11 protein-coding genes are annotated in these 15,701 nt (G+C 71.7%); 6 read left to right on the forward strand and 5 right to left on the reverse strand.

Annotation, left to right across the window (positions count from 1 at the left end; translation table 11 throughout):
* Nucleotides 1–17: 17 nt before the first annotated feature.
* From P3T34_RS10185 to P3T34_RS10195, 3 genes are all read right to left on the reverse strand, one after another.
* The gene (locus P3T34_RS10185; RefSeq protein WP_280665693.1) at nt 18–1,673 is read right to left on the reverse strand and encodes an FAD-binding dehydrogenase; all 1,656 of its coding nucleotides are present in this window, start codon (nt 1,671–1,673) and stop codon (nt 18–20) included.
* An 89-nt stretch (nt 1,674–1,762) separates the two neighbouring features.
* Nucleotides 1,763–2,980 carry an MFS transporter gene (locus tag P3T34_RS10190; RefSeq protein WP_280665694.1) on the reverse strand — a complete coding sequence of 406 codons (1,218 nt, stop codon included), beginning with the start codon at nt 2,978–2,980 and terminating at the stop codon, nt 1,763–1,765.
* A 32-nt stretch (nt 2,981–3,012) separates the two neighbouring features.
* A complete protein-coding gene (locus P3T34_RS10195; RefSeq protein WP_280665695.1) occupies nt 3,013–3,231 on the reverse strand; it encodes a DUF397 domain-containing protein in 219 nt (72 codons plus the stop codon).
* A gap of 292 nt (nt 3,232–3,523) precedes the next feature.
* Here P3T34_RS10195 and P3T34_RS10200 point away from each other — a divergent pair, with 292 nt between their 5' ends.
* The 4 genes from P3T34_RS10200 to P3T34_RS10215 all read left to right on the forward strand — a co-directional run bounded on the left by P3T34_RS10200 (nt 3,524) and on the right by P3T34_RS10215 (nt 9,928).
* On the forward strand, nt 3,524–3,940 hold the full coding sequence (locus P3T34_RS10200; protein ID WP_280665696.1) for a hypothetical protein: 417 nt from the start codon (nt 3,524–3,526) through the stop codon (nt 3,938–3,940).
* The gene (locus tag P3T34_RS10205; RefSeq protein ID WP_280665697.1) at nt 3,937–6,249 is read left to right on the forward strand and encodes a tetratricopeptide repeat protein; all 2,313 of its coding nucleotides are present in this window, start codon (nt 3,937–3,939) and stop codon (nt 6,247–6,249) included. Before P3T34_RS10200 ends, P3T34_RS10205 begins: the two co-directional genes overlap by 4 nt.
* A 219-nt stretch (nt 6,250–6,468) precedes the next feature.
* Nucleotides 6,469–8,697 (forward strand): alpha-galactosidase, encoded by a 2,229-nt coding sequence (locus P3T34_RS10210; protein ID WP_280665698.1) that lies wholly within the window; start codon nt 6,469–6,471, stop codon nt 8,695–8,697.
* Nucleotides 8,698–8,980: 283 nt separating this feature from the next.
* Nucleotides 8,981–9,928 carry an SGNH/GDSL hydrolase family protein gene (locus tag P3T34_RS10215; protein ID WP_280665699.1) on the forward strand — a complete coding sequence of 316 codons (948 nt, stop codon included), beginning with the start codon at nt 8,981–8,983 and terminating at the stop codon, nt 9,926–9,928.
* Nucleotides 9,929–10,034: 106 nt separating this feature from the next.
* Here P3T34_RS10215 and P3T34_RS10220 read toward each other — a convergent pair whose 3' ends face one another.
* The gene (locus P3T34_RS10220) at nt 10,035–11,180 is read right to left on the reverse strand and encodes a HoxN/HupN/NixA family nickel/cobalt transporter (RefSeq protein WP_280665700.1); all 1,146 of its coding nucleotides are present in this window, start codon (nt 11,178–11,180) and stop codon (nt 10,035–10,037) included.
* A 167-nt stretch (nt 11,181–11,347) separates the two neighbouring features.
* Between P3T34_RS10220 and P3T34_RS10225 the strand changes: the two genes are divergently transcribed.
* Entirely contained in the window at nt 11,348–13,408 is a 2,061-nt protein-coding gene (locus P3T34_RS10225) for a CocE/NonD family hydrolase (RefSeq protein ID WP_280665701.1), read from the forward strand.
* A 65-nt stretch (nt 13,409–13,473) separates the two neighbouring features.
* Entirely contained in the window at nt 13,474–14,598 is a 1,125-nt protein-coding gene (locus tag P3T34_RS10230) for an alpha/beta hydrolase-fold protein (protein ID WP_280665702.1), read from the forward strand.
* 8 nt (nt 14,599–14,606) lie between these two features.
* On the opposite strand, the gene moaA is transcribed toward P3T34_RS10230, so the two are convergent.
* On the reverse strand, nt 14,607–15,638 hold the full coding sequence (gene moaA / locus P3T34_RS10235; protein ID WP_280665703.1) for a GTP 3',8-cyclase MoaA: 1,032 nt from the start codon (nt 15,636–15,638) through the stop codon (nt 14,607–14,609).
* Nucleotides 15,639–15,701: the final 63 nt, after the last annotated feature.

A 15,701-nucleotide genomic window follows, 5' to 3' on the forward strand; every position in this document is an offset into this window, starting at 1 on the left:
TTAGACCGACCGGCAGGTCAGGCGGTGGCCTCGGCCGCCGCCCGGCCCGCGGTGCGTCCCGAGAAGAGGCAGCCACCGAGGAAGGTGCCCTCCAACGAGCGGTAGCCGTGCATCCCGCCGCCGCCGAAGCCGGCCGCCTCGCCCGCCGCGTACACCCCCTCCAGCACCCCGCCGCCGGGGCGCAGCACACGCGAGGAGAGGTCCGTCTCCAGGCCGCCGAGCGACTTGCGGGTGAGGATGTTCAGCCGCACCGCGATCAGCGGACCCGCCTTGGGGTCCAGCAGCCGGTGCGGCGCCGCGGTACGGATCAGCTTGTCGCCGAGGTAGCGCCGGGCACCGTGGATCGCCGTCACCTGGAGGTCCTTGCTGAACGGGTTGGCCATCTCGCGGTCGCGCGCCTCGATCTCGCGGCGCAGCTCGGCCTCGTCGATCAGCGCCTCAGGCGTCTTCGCGTTCATCCCCCGCACCAGCTCGGAGAGTTCGCGCGCCACCACGAAGTCGGCGCCGTGCCTCTTGAACGCCTCCACCGGCCCGGTGGCGCCCGGCAGCGCCCGGCCCAGCACCTCGCGGATGCTCTTGCCGGTCAGGTCCGGGTTCTGCTCGGAGCCGGAGAGCGCGAACTCCTTCTCGATGATCTTCTGGGTGAGCACGAACCAGGTGTGGTCATGACCCGTCGTCATGATGTGCTCCAGGGTGCCCAGCGTGTCGAAGCCGGGGAAGAGCGGCACCGGCAGCCGCCGGCCGCGGGCGTCCAGCCAGAGCGAGGAGGGGCCGGGCAGGATCCGGATGCCGTGCTTGGGCCAGATCGGATTCCAGTTCTCGATGCCCTCGGTGTAGTGCCACATCCGGTCGCCGTTGATCAGGTTGCCGCCGGCCGCGCCGGCGATGTCCAGCATCAGGCCGTCCACATGCGCCGGGACGCCGGAGAGCAGCCGCGCGGGCGGCGTGCCGAGCCGGGCCGGCCAGGCCTTGCGGACCAGCTCGTGGTTGCCGCCGATGCCGCCGGAGGTGACGATCACCGCCTGCGCGCGCAGCTCGAACGCGCCCGCCACCTCGCGCGAACTGGCCACCCCGCGCTCGACGTCGCTGGCCACCAGCACCTCGCCGCGCACCGTGTCGGTCACCCCGGCGGTCGCCGCCAGCGCGGTCACCCGGTGCCGGAAGCGCAGCTCGACCAACCCCTTGGCCGCCGCCGCCCGCACCCGGCGGGCGAACGGCTCGACGATGCCAGGACCGGTCCCCCAGGTGATGTGGAAGCGCGGCACCGAGTTGCCCGGCCCACTGGCCAGCAGCCCGCCGCGCTCGGCCCACCCCACCACCGGGAAGAACCGCACCCCGTGCGCCCGCAGCCAGGCCCGCTTCTCCCCCGACGCGAAGTCGACGTACGCCTGCGCCCACTGCCGCGGCCAGTGGTCCTCGTCCCGGTCGAAGCCGGCCGTGCCGATCCAGTCCTGCCAGGCCAGTTCGGGCGAGTCGTGGATCCGCATCCGGCGCTGCTCGGGCGAGTCCACCAGGAAGATCCCACCGAAGGACCAGTGCGCCTGCCCACCGAACGAGGCGGCCGGCTCCTGGTCCAGCAGAATCACCCGCCGCCCGGCCTCCGCCAACTCCGCCGTAGCCGCCAGCCCCGCCAGCCCCGCCCCGATCACGATGACATCGGCATCCAGCGCCATACGAGAACCCCCTGCGGCCAGCCCTGACAGTCCCCCGATCCTCCGACCAAGCACCCCCCTAGTCAACCGACCGGTAACAACCCACTCGCTTACTCCACCCCACCACCCGGGCCCGCGGCCACCGCTCGCCAGGGCCGCAGCATGACCGCGGCGACGGCCAGCAGTCCTGCGGCTGCCCAGAGGGGCATCCGCAGGCTGGTCTGCCCTGCCAGCAGCCCACCCGTGAGCGCGCCCAGCCCGGCAGCGCCGATCCCGAAAAGGCGGAAGGCCGACACGACCCGGCCCAGCAGGTGGTCCGGAGTGAGCGATTGACGGGCCGAGCTGGCCGCGACGCTGGTCAGCGTGGAAGCCGCGCCCACCAGTGCGAGGAAGCAGCCACTGGCGTAGACGTCCCGCACCAGCGCCATCCCGACCCAGGCCAGGCCCTGCAGGAGGCAGGCGATGGTCATGATCTGACGGTAGGTCAGCCTGCGGGTCAGTGGAGCAGCGCGCCAGCCGGTGGCGATCCCCCCGAAAGCGGCCACCGCGAGCAGTAGCCCGTACCCGGCGTCCGCGATCCGCAGGGTCTCGGTCGCGTACAGCACGAACGTGGCCATCACCAGGTTGTAGGCGAAGTTGTAGGCGGCCGTGCTGGCCGCCAGTACCCGCAGCTCCGCGGTCGCCCGCAGATGCGCCAGGCCGTCCCGGATGGCGGCGGTGAGCGGCTGGGCCAGGCCGGCCGCGGGCAGCTTGGGCAGGCGGCTGATGAAGGCGGCGGACAGCAGGAAGGTGACCGCGTCACCGACGAACGGCACGGCCCTGCCGAGCGTGAACGTCCAGGAGCCGATCGGCGGCCCGGCCAGTGAGCGGCCCACGGTGTCGATCGCCCAGTAGCGGCCATTCGTCCGCGCCAGGGTCTCCCGGTCACGGCCTACCAGGGTCGGGATCACGGCCTGCGAGGAGGCGTCGAAGAAGCACTGGGCGATGCCGACCAGCAGGATGCACCCGGCGAGCATCGCCAGGTTCGCCCGGTGCAGCAGCACCAGTGCCGCGAGCACGGACAGGACGGCTGCCCGCACCAGGTCCGCGGTCACCATCACCCGGCGGCGGGACCAGCGGTCGGCCAGTGCTCCGGCCGGCAGACCGGCCAGCAGCCAGGGCAGGTAGAAGGCGGCGGTGACGGTCGAGACGGCCAGCGGATTGCGGGTCAGGGACGCGGCCAGCAGCGGTGCAGCCGCCTGCAGCGCGCCGTCACCCGTCACGGAGACGCCAGTGGCGGCAAGCAGATGGGTGACCCTGCCGGTTCTTCGGCCGGCAAGGCCACCCACCGCTTGCGTTGCCTGGTTCTCCTGGTCCGCGCTCAGCCGGCTGCCCGATCTGGCGTGAAATCACCGCTGCGGACGCCGTTCACGAACGCCGTCCAGGCGGATGTCCCGAAGGCGAGGATCGGTCCGGTCCCGTTGTCCTTGGTGTCCCGGACACCCACGAGCGGGTCGCCGAGAGCCACTTCGATGCAGCCGGTGTCACCGCTCACGCTGCTCTTCCTCCAGCGCGCGGCGCGAAAATCTGTTCCAGTCACACGTTCCCCCCGACGGTCAGTTGTTCGATGGCTGATTCGTTGGCGTGCCTAGGAAGCAGTGAAGCCAAGGTCGGCGTGGATGGCAAGGCTGTGCGCAAGATGACGATCCGTCGGTCGGTGAAGCAGATGAGAGAAAATGCCAGGTGCAATCTCCTGAGCTGCGGGGTAGCTCAACTGGAGGCCGGGCACAGGATCTTGCTACTCCAAACCGGGTACGGCTTCAAGTCGCGTCACCCTATGGTGGACTCGGCCATGCCAACCGCTGCTACAGCATCACGGGAGGGATCAACGGATGGATCCGGACATGGCCGCACTGGCGGGCTCAGCCGGCAGCACCGTGGTCGCACTGATGGCCACCGACGCCTATCAGCGCACCCGCGAGGGCGTGCTCGCCCTCTGGCGCCGGGTGCACCCGGATCGGGCCGAGGCGGTCGCCGCCGAGCTGGACGCCACCCGGGACGAGCTGCTCAGCGCCCGCGCCGGCGGGGACCCCCTCGCCGAGCAGGAGCTCCAGAGCGAATGGCAGGGACGACTACGCCGGCTACTGGCCGCGGACCCCACCGCCGCGGACCAGCTGCGCCGCCTGATCGCGGAGGTCTCCCCGGCCGCCGAGGCCGCGGCTGGGCCCATCGTCCGCCAAAGCGCCGAGGCCCACGGCCACGGCAGGGTCTACCAAGCCGGACGCGACCAGCACATCACCGAGAGGTGACCGCCGACGACCGGGCGCAGCCCACCGAATCGACCGCCGTCAACCAAGGCCGGGCTTTCGGACATGGACGCGTCTACCAGGCCAGTCGCGACCAGCTGATCACCGAGCACCACCACCACTACGCGGGCCCCGAACCCGTCCCCTGGCCGTCGCCCGACTCGGTACGGGTGGCTCGCGCGGACCGCCCGCCCAGGATCCTGCGCAACCGCTGCAAGCTGCGCCAGACGCTCGGCACCGCGCTGCTGGAGGGCGGCAGCATCCAGGTCGTCCATGGCATGGGCGGCAGCGGAAAGACCTCGCTGGCCCACTGGGCCTTCCAGGAGGCCCAGCGCAGCGGCCGGATCGGGCTCTGGGTCACCGCCTCGGACCGGATGTCGCTGCGGGCGGCCATGCTCGCGGTCGCCGCCGACCGCGGTGCCGCGCCCGGAGAACTGCTCGCCGCCCACCACGGCCACCGGGCCGCCGCCGATCTGGTCTGGCACTACCTCGACCGGTCCGCCCAACCCTGGCTGCTCGTCATCGACAACGCCGACGAGCCGGCGTTCCTGGAGGAGGGCGGCTGGTTGCGCAGCAGCGCCGGCGGAACCGTCCTGGTCACCTCCCGGCATGCCACCACCCCGGTCTGGCGGGGAGCCGCCGTGCACCAGCTGGACCTCCTGCCGCTGGAGGACGCCGCCCAGGTGCTCTGCGACCTCGCGCCGGACACCGGTGACCTGGAGCAGGCCAGGGCAGTGGCCCGCCGGCTCGGCTGCCTGCCACTGGCCCTGGACCTCGCCGGGTCCTATCTCGCCAACCAACTCCTGGAGTCATGGACCATGGGCGAATACTTCGACCATCTGCAGGACGACGACGCGACCAGCCTGATCGACCAGGGCGCCGAACTCCGTTCCGGTGCACGGGAGTCGCGCCAACTCGTCTCCCGGACCTGGCAGCTCACCCTGGACGCGCTGAGCGCCCAGGGGATTCCCGAGGCGACCGCGCTGCTGCGACTGCTCTCCTGCTGGGCCCCCGATCCGCTACCCGTGGCCGTGCTGGCCCGCGGCGCAGCCGACGGCGCGCAGTTGGACGCCCTGACGCCTCCGCTGCCGAGCAGCCGACTGGAGGCGGCCCTGCGGGCTCTGCTGGACAACTCCCTGACGGCACTGCAGGAGTTCCCCACCGGCCCGGACGGTGCGAACACCCGCTGCGTGCAGGTGCACGCGGTGCTGCTCGACAGCGTCCACGCCGGTATGCCGCCGCTCGACCGGGATGCCTACGTCCGGGCGGCCACAGCCTTGCTGGCCACCGCGCTGCCCGAAGCCGGCCACCGCGGCGTGGGCTCGGCCAACCTGCGCCTGCTCGTCCCGCACGTCACCGCGCTGCTGCAGCGGACGGCGGCGACCGCACCGTCCGCGACCCTGCGGCTGGCGGTGGCGACCGCCCAGCAGATTCACGAGGTGGGCGACTACCAGGCCGCGCTGGCCCTGGCCGAACTGACGGCGCAGACCGCCCTGCGGGCGCACGGCGCCGATCACCCCGACACCCTGCTCGCCCAGCACCAGCAGGGCGATTCGCTGCGCCGCCTGGGACGACTGCGCGAGGCCGAGCAACTGCTGCGCGAAGTCCTGGGCCGGCGCGAGGAGTTCCTCGGCCACGACCATCCGGACACCTTGCAGAGCGCGGCGGTGCTGAGCACTCCGCTCTACCTGCTCGGGCAGCGCGAGGAGAGTCTCGCCCTGCTGGAGCGGGCGATCAGCGGGCAGCGCGGCGCCCTGGGCGACAACCACCTGGAGACGCTCAGAAGCCGCGCACTCGTCCTCGAATTCCTGGTCGACGCAGGGCGGTTCCCGGACTTCCTGGCCAACGGCCCAGCCACCGTCGCCGACTGCGAGCAGTTCCTCGGCCCAGACCACGGCGTCACCGCCATCGCCTACAGCAACTATGCGTACGGCCTGCTGCACGCGGGCACCCCGCAGGACGCTCACGCCGCGGCCGCACGGGCGCTGGCAGCTCGGATCCGCCACCACGGAACTGAGCACCCGCTGGTCTACTCGGCCAAGCTGGTGCTCAGTTGGGCCCTGATGCGGTGCGGCAGCCATCAGGAGGCGGTCGCCCTGATGCGGACGGCGGCGGCCGGGCGCGAGCGTCTCCTGGGCACCGACCACCCGCTGTCGGTGAAGGCCCGCATCCTGCTCGCGGAACGGCTGGCGGCGGCCGGCCAACCGCAGGAAGCCCGACAGTTGTTCGACGGGAACATCGCCGCCGCCACGCAGACCTACGGCCCGGGCGATCCCGACTTGACCAGGGTCCGCCTGCTCTTTCCCGAGTAGCCCTACCGCCATCCGATTCCCGCGCCGGGTGCCAGCCGCCCGGCGCGGCTTCGGCGTGCGCGCAAAGCATTGACAGCTGTGGAGCCCTGCGCTGTTATGTTGGCTGCGTCGTTTGATTCTGTCGCAACCTGATGGTTCGTCGAATCATTCCATCCCTCCCCCACCCGGGTGCCCGTGACGCCGAGCGCTCCACCTCGACCCCATCCTCACGGAGGACAGGTGCGCACATTCCCCTCGCTGGTCAGGACGTTCGTCCGGCCGGCTCTCGCTCTCGCGCTGGTTGCCGCGGCGGCGCCGGCGGCGCTGCTGGCGGCTGCGCCGGCGCAGGCCCAGGCCCAGGCCAACGGCGTGGCACTCACCCCGCCGATGGGATGGAGCAGCTGGAGCTTCCTCCGGAAGAATCCAACAGAAGCCAACATCGAGGCGCAGGCCAAGGCCATGTCCACCACCGGCCTGGTCGCGCACGGGTACAAGTACGTCAACATCGACGACTTCTGGTACCTCAACCCCGCCACCACCGTTGACGCGTACGGCCGTTGGGCCACCGACCCGAGCCACTTCCCCAACGGCATGGGCGCGGTGGGCAGTTATGTGCACAACCTGGGCGAGAAGTACGGGATGTACCTGACGCCGGGCATCCCGGTGGCCGCCTACAACCAGAACACCCCGATCCAGGGCACCTCGTTCCATGCCCGGGACATCGTCTCCAACACCCTGAGCTACGAGACCAACTACAACTTCGGCACCGGCTCGATGTACTACATCGACTACGCCAAGAACCCCGCGGCCGCCCAGGCCTACCTCAACTCCTGGGCCGACCAGCTGGCTTCGTACGGGGTGGACTACCTCAAGATCGACGGGGTCGGCGACTGGGACATCCCCGACATCCAGCACTGGTCGCAGGCGCTCAACCAGACCGGCCGGCCGATCCACCTGGAGCTGTCCAACTCGCTGGACATCAAGAACGCCCCGACCTGGCAGCAGAGCGCCAACGGCTGGCGGATCGACGGCGACGTGGAGTGCTACTGCAGCGCCTCCTCCTACCCGTTGACCGACTGGACCAATGTCGCCTACCGCTTCGGCGACGCCCCCGACTGGGCCGGCTACGCCGGGTCCGGCGGCTGGAACGACCTGGACTCGGTCGAGGTCGGCAACGGCGGCAACGACGGCCTCACCCCGGACGAGCGGCAGTCCCAGCTGACGCTCTGGTCCATCGAGGGCGCGCCGCTGCTGCTCGGCACCGACCTCACCAGCATGGACAGCGGCGACCTCGGCCTGCTCACCAACGACGAGGTGCTCGCCGTCGACCAGGCCGGCCACCCGGCCCGCCCGGTGGACCGGTTGACCCAGCAGCAGGTCTGGTCGGCGCCCAACGGGGACGGCAGCTACACCGTGGCGCTGTTCAACCTCACCGGCTCCGCCGCGCCGGTCACCGCCCGCTGGTCGGATGTCGGATTCAGCGGCTCGGCCTCGGTCCGCGATCTCTGGAGCCACACCGAACTCGGCTCCGCCAACGGCACGTTCAGCGCCACCATCCCGGCGCACGGCAGCCGGCTGCTCAAGGTCACCCCGACCGCCGGCGCGCACTCCACGCTGCTGCGCTACAACGTGGTCAACGCGGCCAGCGGCCAGTACCTGGACGTCAGCGGCGCGGCCACCGCGGACGACAGCCCGATCGTCCAGCAGCCGGCCGACGGCGGCACCGACCAGCAGTGGCAGCTCGTCCCGACCGGCGACGGCTACTACAAGCTGGAGAACGTCAACAGCGGCCTGCTGGTCAACATCCCCGGCGGCAGTTCCACCAGCGGCCTGCCGCTGATCCAGTACCACGACGACAACGCGCCCAACTCGCAGTGGAAGCTCACCCCGAACGCCGGCGGTGGCTACACGGTCGCCGGCCGCTCGGACGGCCAGAGCATGGACCTCGCCGGCGGCGCCACCGCCGCCGGGACGGCCGTCGTCCAGTCCGCGCCGGGCAGCTCCGCGAGCCAGCAGTGGAAGCTGGTGCCGGTGCCCGTCCCGGGGGCGCAGTACAAGCTGGTCAACGGCCGCAGCGGCGGCCGGATGGACGTCAACTTCGACTCCACCGGCGACAACGCGGCGATCGTGGAATGGTTCGACAACGAGGCGTCCGACCAGCTCTGGACCTTCACCGCGCAGAGCGGCGGCGCCTACACCATCGCCAACGCCAACAGCGGCAAGCTGCTGAACATCCCCGGCCCGAGCACCATCCAGGGCACCCAGCTGATCCAGTACCACGACGACGGCAACAGCAACTCCCGCTGGACGCTGGTCGATGCCGGACCCAACCTGGTCCAGCTGAAGAGCGTCTACGACGGCCAGCTGGTCGACCTCGACAACGGGTCGCTCTACCCGGGCGGCTCGGTGCTCCAGTGGCCCGCCGACGGCGGCACCAACCAGACCTGGTCGCTGGTCCCGCCGTCCTGACCGCAGCACCCTCGGCAACGCCGGCCCGACGCGGACACGCGTCGGGCCGGCGTTGCCATTTCCAGGTGCCTTCCCGGCGCTGCCGAATTCCGCTCCGGTCCGTAGTGGAATTGAATTCGCTCCACCTCGGAGCGAAATAGCGATCTCACCCGGCGGAAATTCCACGGAAATTCAGGAGGCCGATTCTGTGGACGACTACGAAACCTGACGGTAACTTACTAGCCAGTAGCAGCCGCGGCTCAGCATGACCCCCACCTGTCGTTTCTCTCCCCCAGGAGGAACCGTGCTCAGCCACGCCCGGAAATCCGCCCCTGCCCTTTTGGGCACCCTCGCCCTCACCGCCTCGTTGGTCGCCCTGGCCGCCCCCGGCGCTCAGGCCGCCCCGACCGATTCGAGCACCAGCGGCGCATATGTCGCACTCGGCGATTCCTATGCCGCCGGCGCCGGCGTTCCCGACCAGTCCGACGGGCTCTGCCTTCGTTCGGACCACAACTACGGCCACCTGGTGGCCGCCGCGCTGAACAGCAGCTCGTACACGGACGTCACCTGCTCGGCCGCCAAGATCAAGGACATCACCAGCTCGCAGATCGACGTCCTGCTCAAGGTCAACGACCCGCAGATCGACGCGCTCTCCAGCGGCACCCGGCTGGTCACCCTCGGCATCGGCGGCAACGACCTGGGCACCTCGACGCTGGGCATCGGCGACGTCATCGCCACCTGCATCGCGGGCGCCGTGGTCAACCCGGCCGGCACCCCCTGCAAGGACGTCTACGCCGACGGGCACTGGGTCTGGTCCTGGAGCAGCTTCTCCTGGAGCTGGCAGTACGGCGAGGACACCCTGGTCGACAGGATCAACACTGCGGCGCCCGCGCTGGCCTCCACCCTCCAGCAGATCCACGCCAAGGCGCCCAACGCCAAGGTGCTGCTGGTCGGTTACCCGTCCGTGCTGCCGGACGACGCCTCCGAGTGCGCGGGCCGCCAGCCCGTCACGGTCGGCGACGTGGCCTACCTGCACGGGATCCTCGGCCAGCTGAACGACATGCTGGCCGGCACCGCCGCGGCCAACGGCGCCACCTACGTGGACACCGCGACCCCCACCAAGGGCCACGACGTCTGCTCGGACGACCGCTGGATCGAGGGCGCCCTGCCGGGCTCGCCGGCCGTCCCGTTCCACCCGAACGCCACCGGCGAGCAGGCGATGGCGAACGCCGTCCTGGCCGCCCTGCACTGAGCAACACCAAGCTGAGCAACGCCAACTGAGCACCACCAGGGTGAGCGCGCAGCATGCGAAGGGGGCGTGGCCGACCACCGGCCACGCCCCCTCGGTGCGACGCCGCCTACTCCGCCTCGGCCTCCACGAGCTCCGGCCGGTGCTCGCGCAGCAGCAGGCCCGCCGACCACTTCTGCTCGACCTTGCCGAACTTCCAGAACGCCAGCGCGCCCAGCCAGGTCAGCACGAAGAGGCCGACGATCGCGTAGCCGACCAGGTTGAGGTCCAGCGCGCCGATCCAGCCGATCGGGCCCGAGGTGATGTCGAACTGCTCGCCCAGCAGCCCGACCAGCTCGATCAGCCCGATCACCAGCGCGACCAGCACCGACAGGCCGGTCACCGTGAGGTTGTAGTAGATCTTGCGGACCGGCTTGGAGAAGGCCCACTCGTAGGCGAAGTTCATGAACGAGCCGTCGATGGTGTCCAGCAGGCTCATACCGGCCGCGAACAGCACGGGCAGCACCAGCAGCGCGTACCAGGGCAGCGAGAAGGCCGCGGCGCCGCCGGCCAGTACCAGCAGCGAGACCTCGGTCGCGGTGTCGAAGCCGAGGCCGAAGAGCAGGCCGACCGGGTACATGTGCCAGGACTTGGTGACCGCCCGGGTGACCCGGCCCAGGATCCGGTTGAGGAAGCCGCGCTTGTCGAGCTGGCGCTCCAACTCGGCCTCGTCGAAGTCGCCGAGCCGCATCTTGCGGAAGACCCGCAGGATGCCGTTGAAGGCGGCCAGGTTGACCAGGCCGATCAGCAGCAGGAAGACACCGGAGACCGAGGTGCCGACCAGGCTGGTGGTGCGGTGCAGCGAGGAGTCGTCCGACTCGACCGCGCCGGCCAGCGAGCGGATGCCGAAGGCCAGCAGCGCGCAGAGCCCGAAGACGATGGACGAGTGGCCGAGCGAGAACCAGAAGCCCACCGAGAGCGGGCGCTTGCCCTGGCCCATCAGCTTGCGGGTGGTGTTGTCGATGGCGGCGATGTGGTCGGCGTCGAAGGCGTGCCGCATGCCGAGCGTGTAGGCGGTCAGGCCCATGCCCGCGCCGAAGACCTGACCGCCCATCGCGTAGTGCTTGGGTGCGATCACCGCGAGCAGGGTGAACCAGCCGACCACGTGCAGCGCCAGGACGAAGGCGCCCATGCCGGCCAGCCGGACCCACTCCTCGCGGGTGAGCCGGGCGGTCCACCGGGTCGGTGCGGTGGCTGTGGACGGCGCGCTGCTCATCGGCGGCGACCTCTTCTCGGGGCGTGCGGGCGTGCGGAACCGGATCATCCTGTCCCTTCGGTTGAGTAACTGCAAATGATGTGCAGATAGTGGGATCAGCACAGCTCCGAAATGTCCACTATTGTCCGGACCGCAGGAGTGCATCCCCCGCCCCTCGGAGGCCCCGCGTGCAGCACCCGACCTCGTACCCGTACCGCACCACCCGCGAGGACGTCCGGATCCCGCTCGCCTCCGGTGTCGAGTTGGCAGCCCGGATCTGGCACCCCGTCACCGACGCGCCCGTCCCCGCGCTGCTCGAGTACCTGCCCGACCGCCTCACCGACCGGACGGCGCCGCGCGACGCCCAGCGCCACCCCTGGTACGCCGGGCACGGCTATGCGAGCGTGCGGGTCGACGCCCGCGGCCACGGCAACTCCCCCGGCCTGCCCAACGAGGCCATGTCCGGTGACGGAGCGCTCGCCGACGGCGTCGCGGTGCTCAACTGGCTTGCCGCACAACCCTGGTGCACCGGCCGGGTGGGCATGTTCGGCCTCGGCCCCGGCGGCTCACTGGCCCTGCGGATCGCCGCCCTGGCCCCCGAGCCGCTCAAGGCGCTGGTCACCGCCGGCGCCGGCGACGACCGCTACGAGGCCGACGGCCCCTACCTCGGCGGCGCACCGCTGGCGCCCGCGCTGGCCGCCCGCTCGGCCGCCCTGCTGGCCGCCGCCGCCCACCCGCCGGACCCGAAGTACGTCGGCGACGCCTGGCGCGCGGGCTGGCTGGAGCGCCTGGCCGCCGTCGAGCCACCGCTGGCCGACTGGCTGGCCCACCCCACCCGGGACGCCACCTGGCAGCACGGCAGCCTCCGCGAGGACTACGGCACGATCCGCGCCGCCGTCCTGGCCGTCGCGGGCTGGACCGACCCCGCCCGCGACACCGTGCTGCGTCTGGTCGAGCACCTGGCGGCGCCGGTCCGCGGCGTGCTCGGGCCCTGGCCCCGGCAGTACCCGGACGCCGACCGGACGCCGGGCCCGGCGATCGGCTTCCTGCAGGAGAGCCTGCGCTGGTGGGACCACTGGTTGAAGGACGTGGACACCGGCGTCCTGCGCGAGCCCGCGCTGCGCTGCTGGATGAACAGCTCGGTGCCGCCCGCCACCGCCTACGCCAACCGCCCCGGCCGGTGGATCGGCGAGGACCGCTGGCCCTCGGACGACGTCCGGCAGATCCACTACGGCCTGGCCGACGCCCTGCGCACGGCCGCCGCCCCTGCCGCCCCCGCCACGCCCGCCGCCCCCGCCGGCGAGCACTACGTCGAGGTCCGCTCCCCGCAGCACACCGGGATCGACGCCGGCCGGCTCTGCCCGATCGGCGGCGCCGGCGACCTGCCGCCCGACCAGCGCGAGGAGGACGGCCGCTCGGTCTGCTTCGACACCGCCCCACTGCCCGAGCGGATCGAGGTGCTCGGCCGGGCCGCCGTACGGCTGCGCCTGCGCTGCGACGCGCCGCACGGCCGGCTGGTCGCCCGGCTCTGCGACGTCGCGCCCGACGGCTCGTCCACCCTGGTCACCCGCGGGGTGCTCAACCTCGGCGCCCGCCGCGGCCTGGACCGGGTGACGCCCTGGGAGCCCGGCGGGGTCGAGGCGGTGGAGTGCGAACTGGCCGCGACCGCGCACGCCTTCGCGCCCGGGCACCGGCTGCGCCTGGCGCTCTCGTCCTGCTACTGGCCGTGGATCTGGCCGCCGCCCGAGGCCACCGGGTTCGCCGTGGACCCCGGGCACAGCACGCTGGCCCTGCCGGTGCGCCACCTCGCCGCCGCCTCCGGCCGCCCGGCGATCACCTTCGAGGAGCCCGAGCAGGCCGCCGGCCCGGCCTGGCACACCGCCGAGCGGGATCCGGCCAGGCCCGAGCGCCTGGTGGTGCGCGACGTCGCGGCCGGCGAGTGGCGCCTGGAGGTCGACCCGGACCCCGAGGGACCGCTGACCCACCCCGACGGCCTGGTCCGCAGCGGGCAGGCGCTGGAGACCTACCGGATCCAGCAGGACGACCCGCTCACCGCCGTCGCCCGCGCCGACCGTACGGTCCGCCTGCAGCGCCCCGACCAGGGCTGGGACATCACCGTCCGCAGCAGCGCCGAACTGAGCTGCGACGCGGCCCACTTCACCGCCACCAGCCGACTGGTGGCCTGGGAGGGCGGCGCGGTGGTCTTCGAGCGCGACTGGCGCCACCGCCTGCCGCGCACCACCGGCTGAGCCCGGGCGCGCACAAACCCAGGGGTGATCCGAACGGACGTACCCGCGTCGCTTAGGATCGGCCAATGCTCGCGCTGACCGGACTTCCGATCCAGATCGTGGCCAGCCTGCTGGCCGTCGCCGCCTTCGTGGCCACCATGTGGCTGTGGCCCCGGCTTGGCAGGCGGTCGTGGAAGGCGCTGCTCGGCCGGATCGGCGCGTTCTTCGCCACCCAGCTGATGGTGATCGTCGCGATGGGGCTGATCGCCAACTCCTACTTCGGCTTCTACAGCACCTGGACCGACCTGCTCGGCACGGCCGGCGGCCCGGGCACCGTGGTGCAGCACACCCCGAGCAACGCCATCTCCGTCACCGGCGAGCAGAAGGTCTACTCCTCGCAGGGCTCCGCCCAGGACCGCTCGGGGCTGATCCAGCAGGTCACGGTGACCGGCGCGCACTCCGGTCTGAGCAACTCGGCGTTCGTCTACCTGCCCCCGCAGTACTTCCAGCCGAGCTACGCCAAGCACCAGTTCCCGATGGCGCTGGTGCTCTCCGGCTACCCGGGCACCGCCGAGAAGCTGATCACCCTGATGAAGTGGCCGAACAGCACGCTGGCCGCGATCGACTCCAAGCAGCTGCAGCCGACCATCCTGGTGATGATGCGCCCCTCGCCGGACGCCAGCGCCAGCCGGGACACCGAGTGCATGGACGTCCCGCACGGCCCGCAGGTGGAGACCTTCTTCACCGACGACCTCCCGAAGGCGATGACCGCCGGCTACCGGATCGCGCCGCAGGCCTCGGCCCACGCGGTCATGGGCGACTCCACCGGCGGCTACTGCGCGCTGAAGTTCGCGCTGCGCAAGCCGGACGCCTACGGCGCGGCGGTGGCGCTCTCCGCCGACTACGCGGTCTCCAACGACCCGACCACCGGCGACCTGTACGGCGGCAGCGCCGAGCTCAAGCAGCAGAACGACCTGCTCTGGCGCCTGCACAACGAGCCCGCCCCGGCGGTCTCGCTGCTGCTCGCCACCAGCTACAACGAGGACAACTACAAGGCCACCCAGGCCATGGTGGCCGCCTTCAAGGCCCCCACCAAGCTCGCCACCATCACCCTGGACAGCGGCGGCCACAACTTCCACACCTGGAACCGCGAGATCCCCCCGGCGCTGGCCTGGCTCGGCCAGCAGCTGGTGGTCCCGCAGACCGCCTGACTACCGTGTCAGCCGCCGATGGCGGACATCGGGCGGTCGGGCTGCTTGAAGGCGGCCGAGTTGATGTCATGGCCCGGGCCCTTGCGGGCGATGGTGTTGCGCCAGGCCTGTTCGACGGCGTGGTCGTCGGCGCCGCCGCGCAGCAGGGCGCGCAGGTCCGACTCCTCGGTGGCGAACAGGCAGTTGCGCAGCTGGCCGTCGGCGGTGAGGCGGACCCGGTCGCAGCCGCCGCAGAACGGACGGGTGACCGAGGCGATCACGCCGACCACGGTGTCGGTGCCGGCGATCCGCCACTCCTCGGCGGGCGGCGTGCCCCGGCGGGCCGGGCGCTGGGCGTCCTCGGCGGCGGGCGCGCGATCGACCGGGACGAGCTCCCAGCGGGTGGCGAGGATCGCCAGCAGCTCATCCGCGGAGATCATCTTGCCGCGGTCCCAGGCCCCTTGGGCGTCCAGTGGCATCGACTCGATGAAGCGCATCCGGTAGCCGTGGTCGGCCGCGAACTCGACCAGGTCGAGGATCTCGTCGTCGTTGACCCCGCGCACCGGGACGGCGTTGATCTTGACCGGCGCCAGGCCGGCGGCCCGGGCGGCGGCCAGGCCCTCGAAGACGTCCCGGATCCGGTCACGACGGGTGATCTCGCGGTAGCGCTCGGGGCGCAGCGTGTCGAGGCTGACGTTCACCCGGTGCAGCCCGGCCGCCTTGAGAGCAGCCGCGGTGCGGGCCAGGCCGATGCCGTTGGTGGTCAGTGAGAGCTCCACGCCGAGCGCGGTGAGCCGGGCCACCAGCTCCGGCAGTCCGCGGCGCAGCAGCGGCTCGCCACCGGTCAGGCGGACCGAGGCGATGCCGAGGTCGCGCACCGCGATCCCGGCCAGCCGGACGATCTCGTCGTCGGTGAGCACCTCGGCCTTGGGGAGCCAGTTCAGGCCCTCGGCGGGCATGCAGTAGGTGCACCGCAGGTTGCAGCGGTCGGTCAGGGAGATCCGCAGATCGGTGTGGACCCGGCCGAAGCGGTCGACCAACGGGGCAGGTGCGCTGTGCATAACTGCCAGTAGAAGCCGATCCGGCGGGAAGATCCAGCGGCGGAAGGCCCGGGCTCCTTCCAA

The sequence above is a fragment of the Kitasatospora sp. MAP12-44 genome, assembly GCF_029892095.1.
GTDB lineage: Bacteria > Actinomycetota > Actinomycetes > Streptomycetales > Streptomycetaceae > Kitasatospora.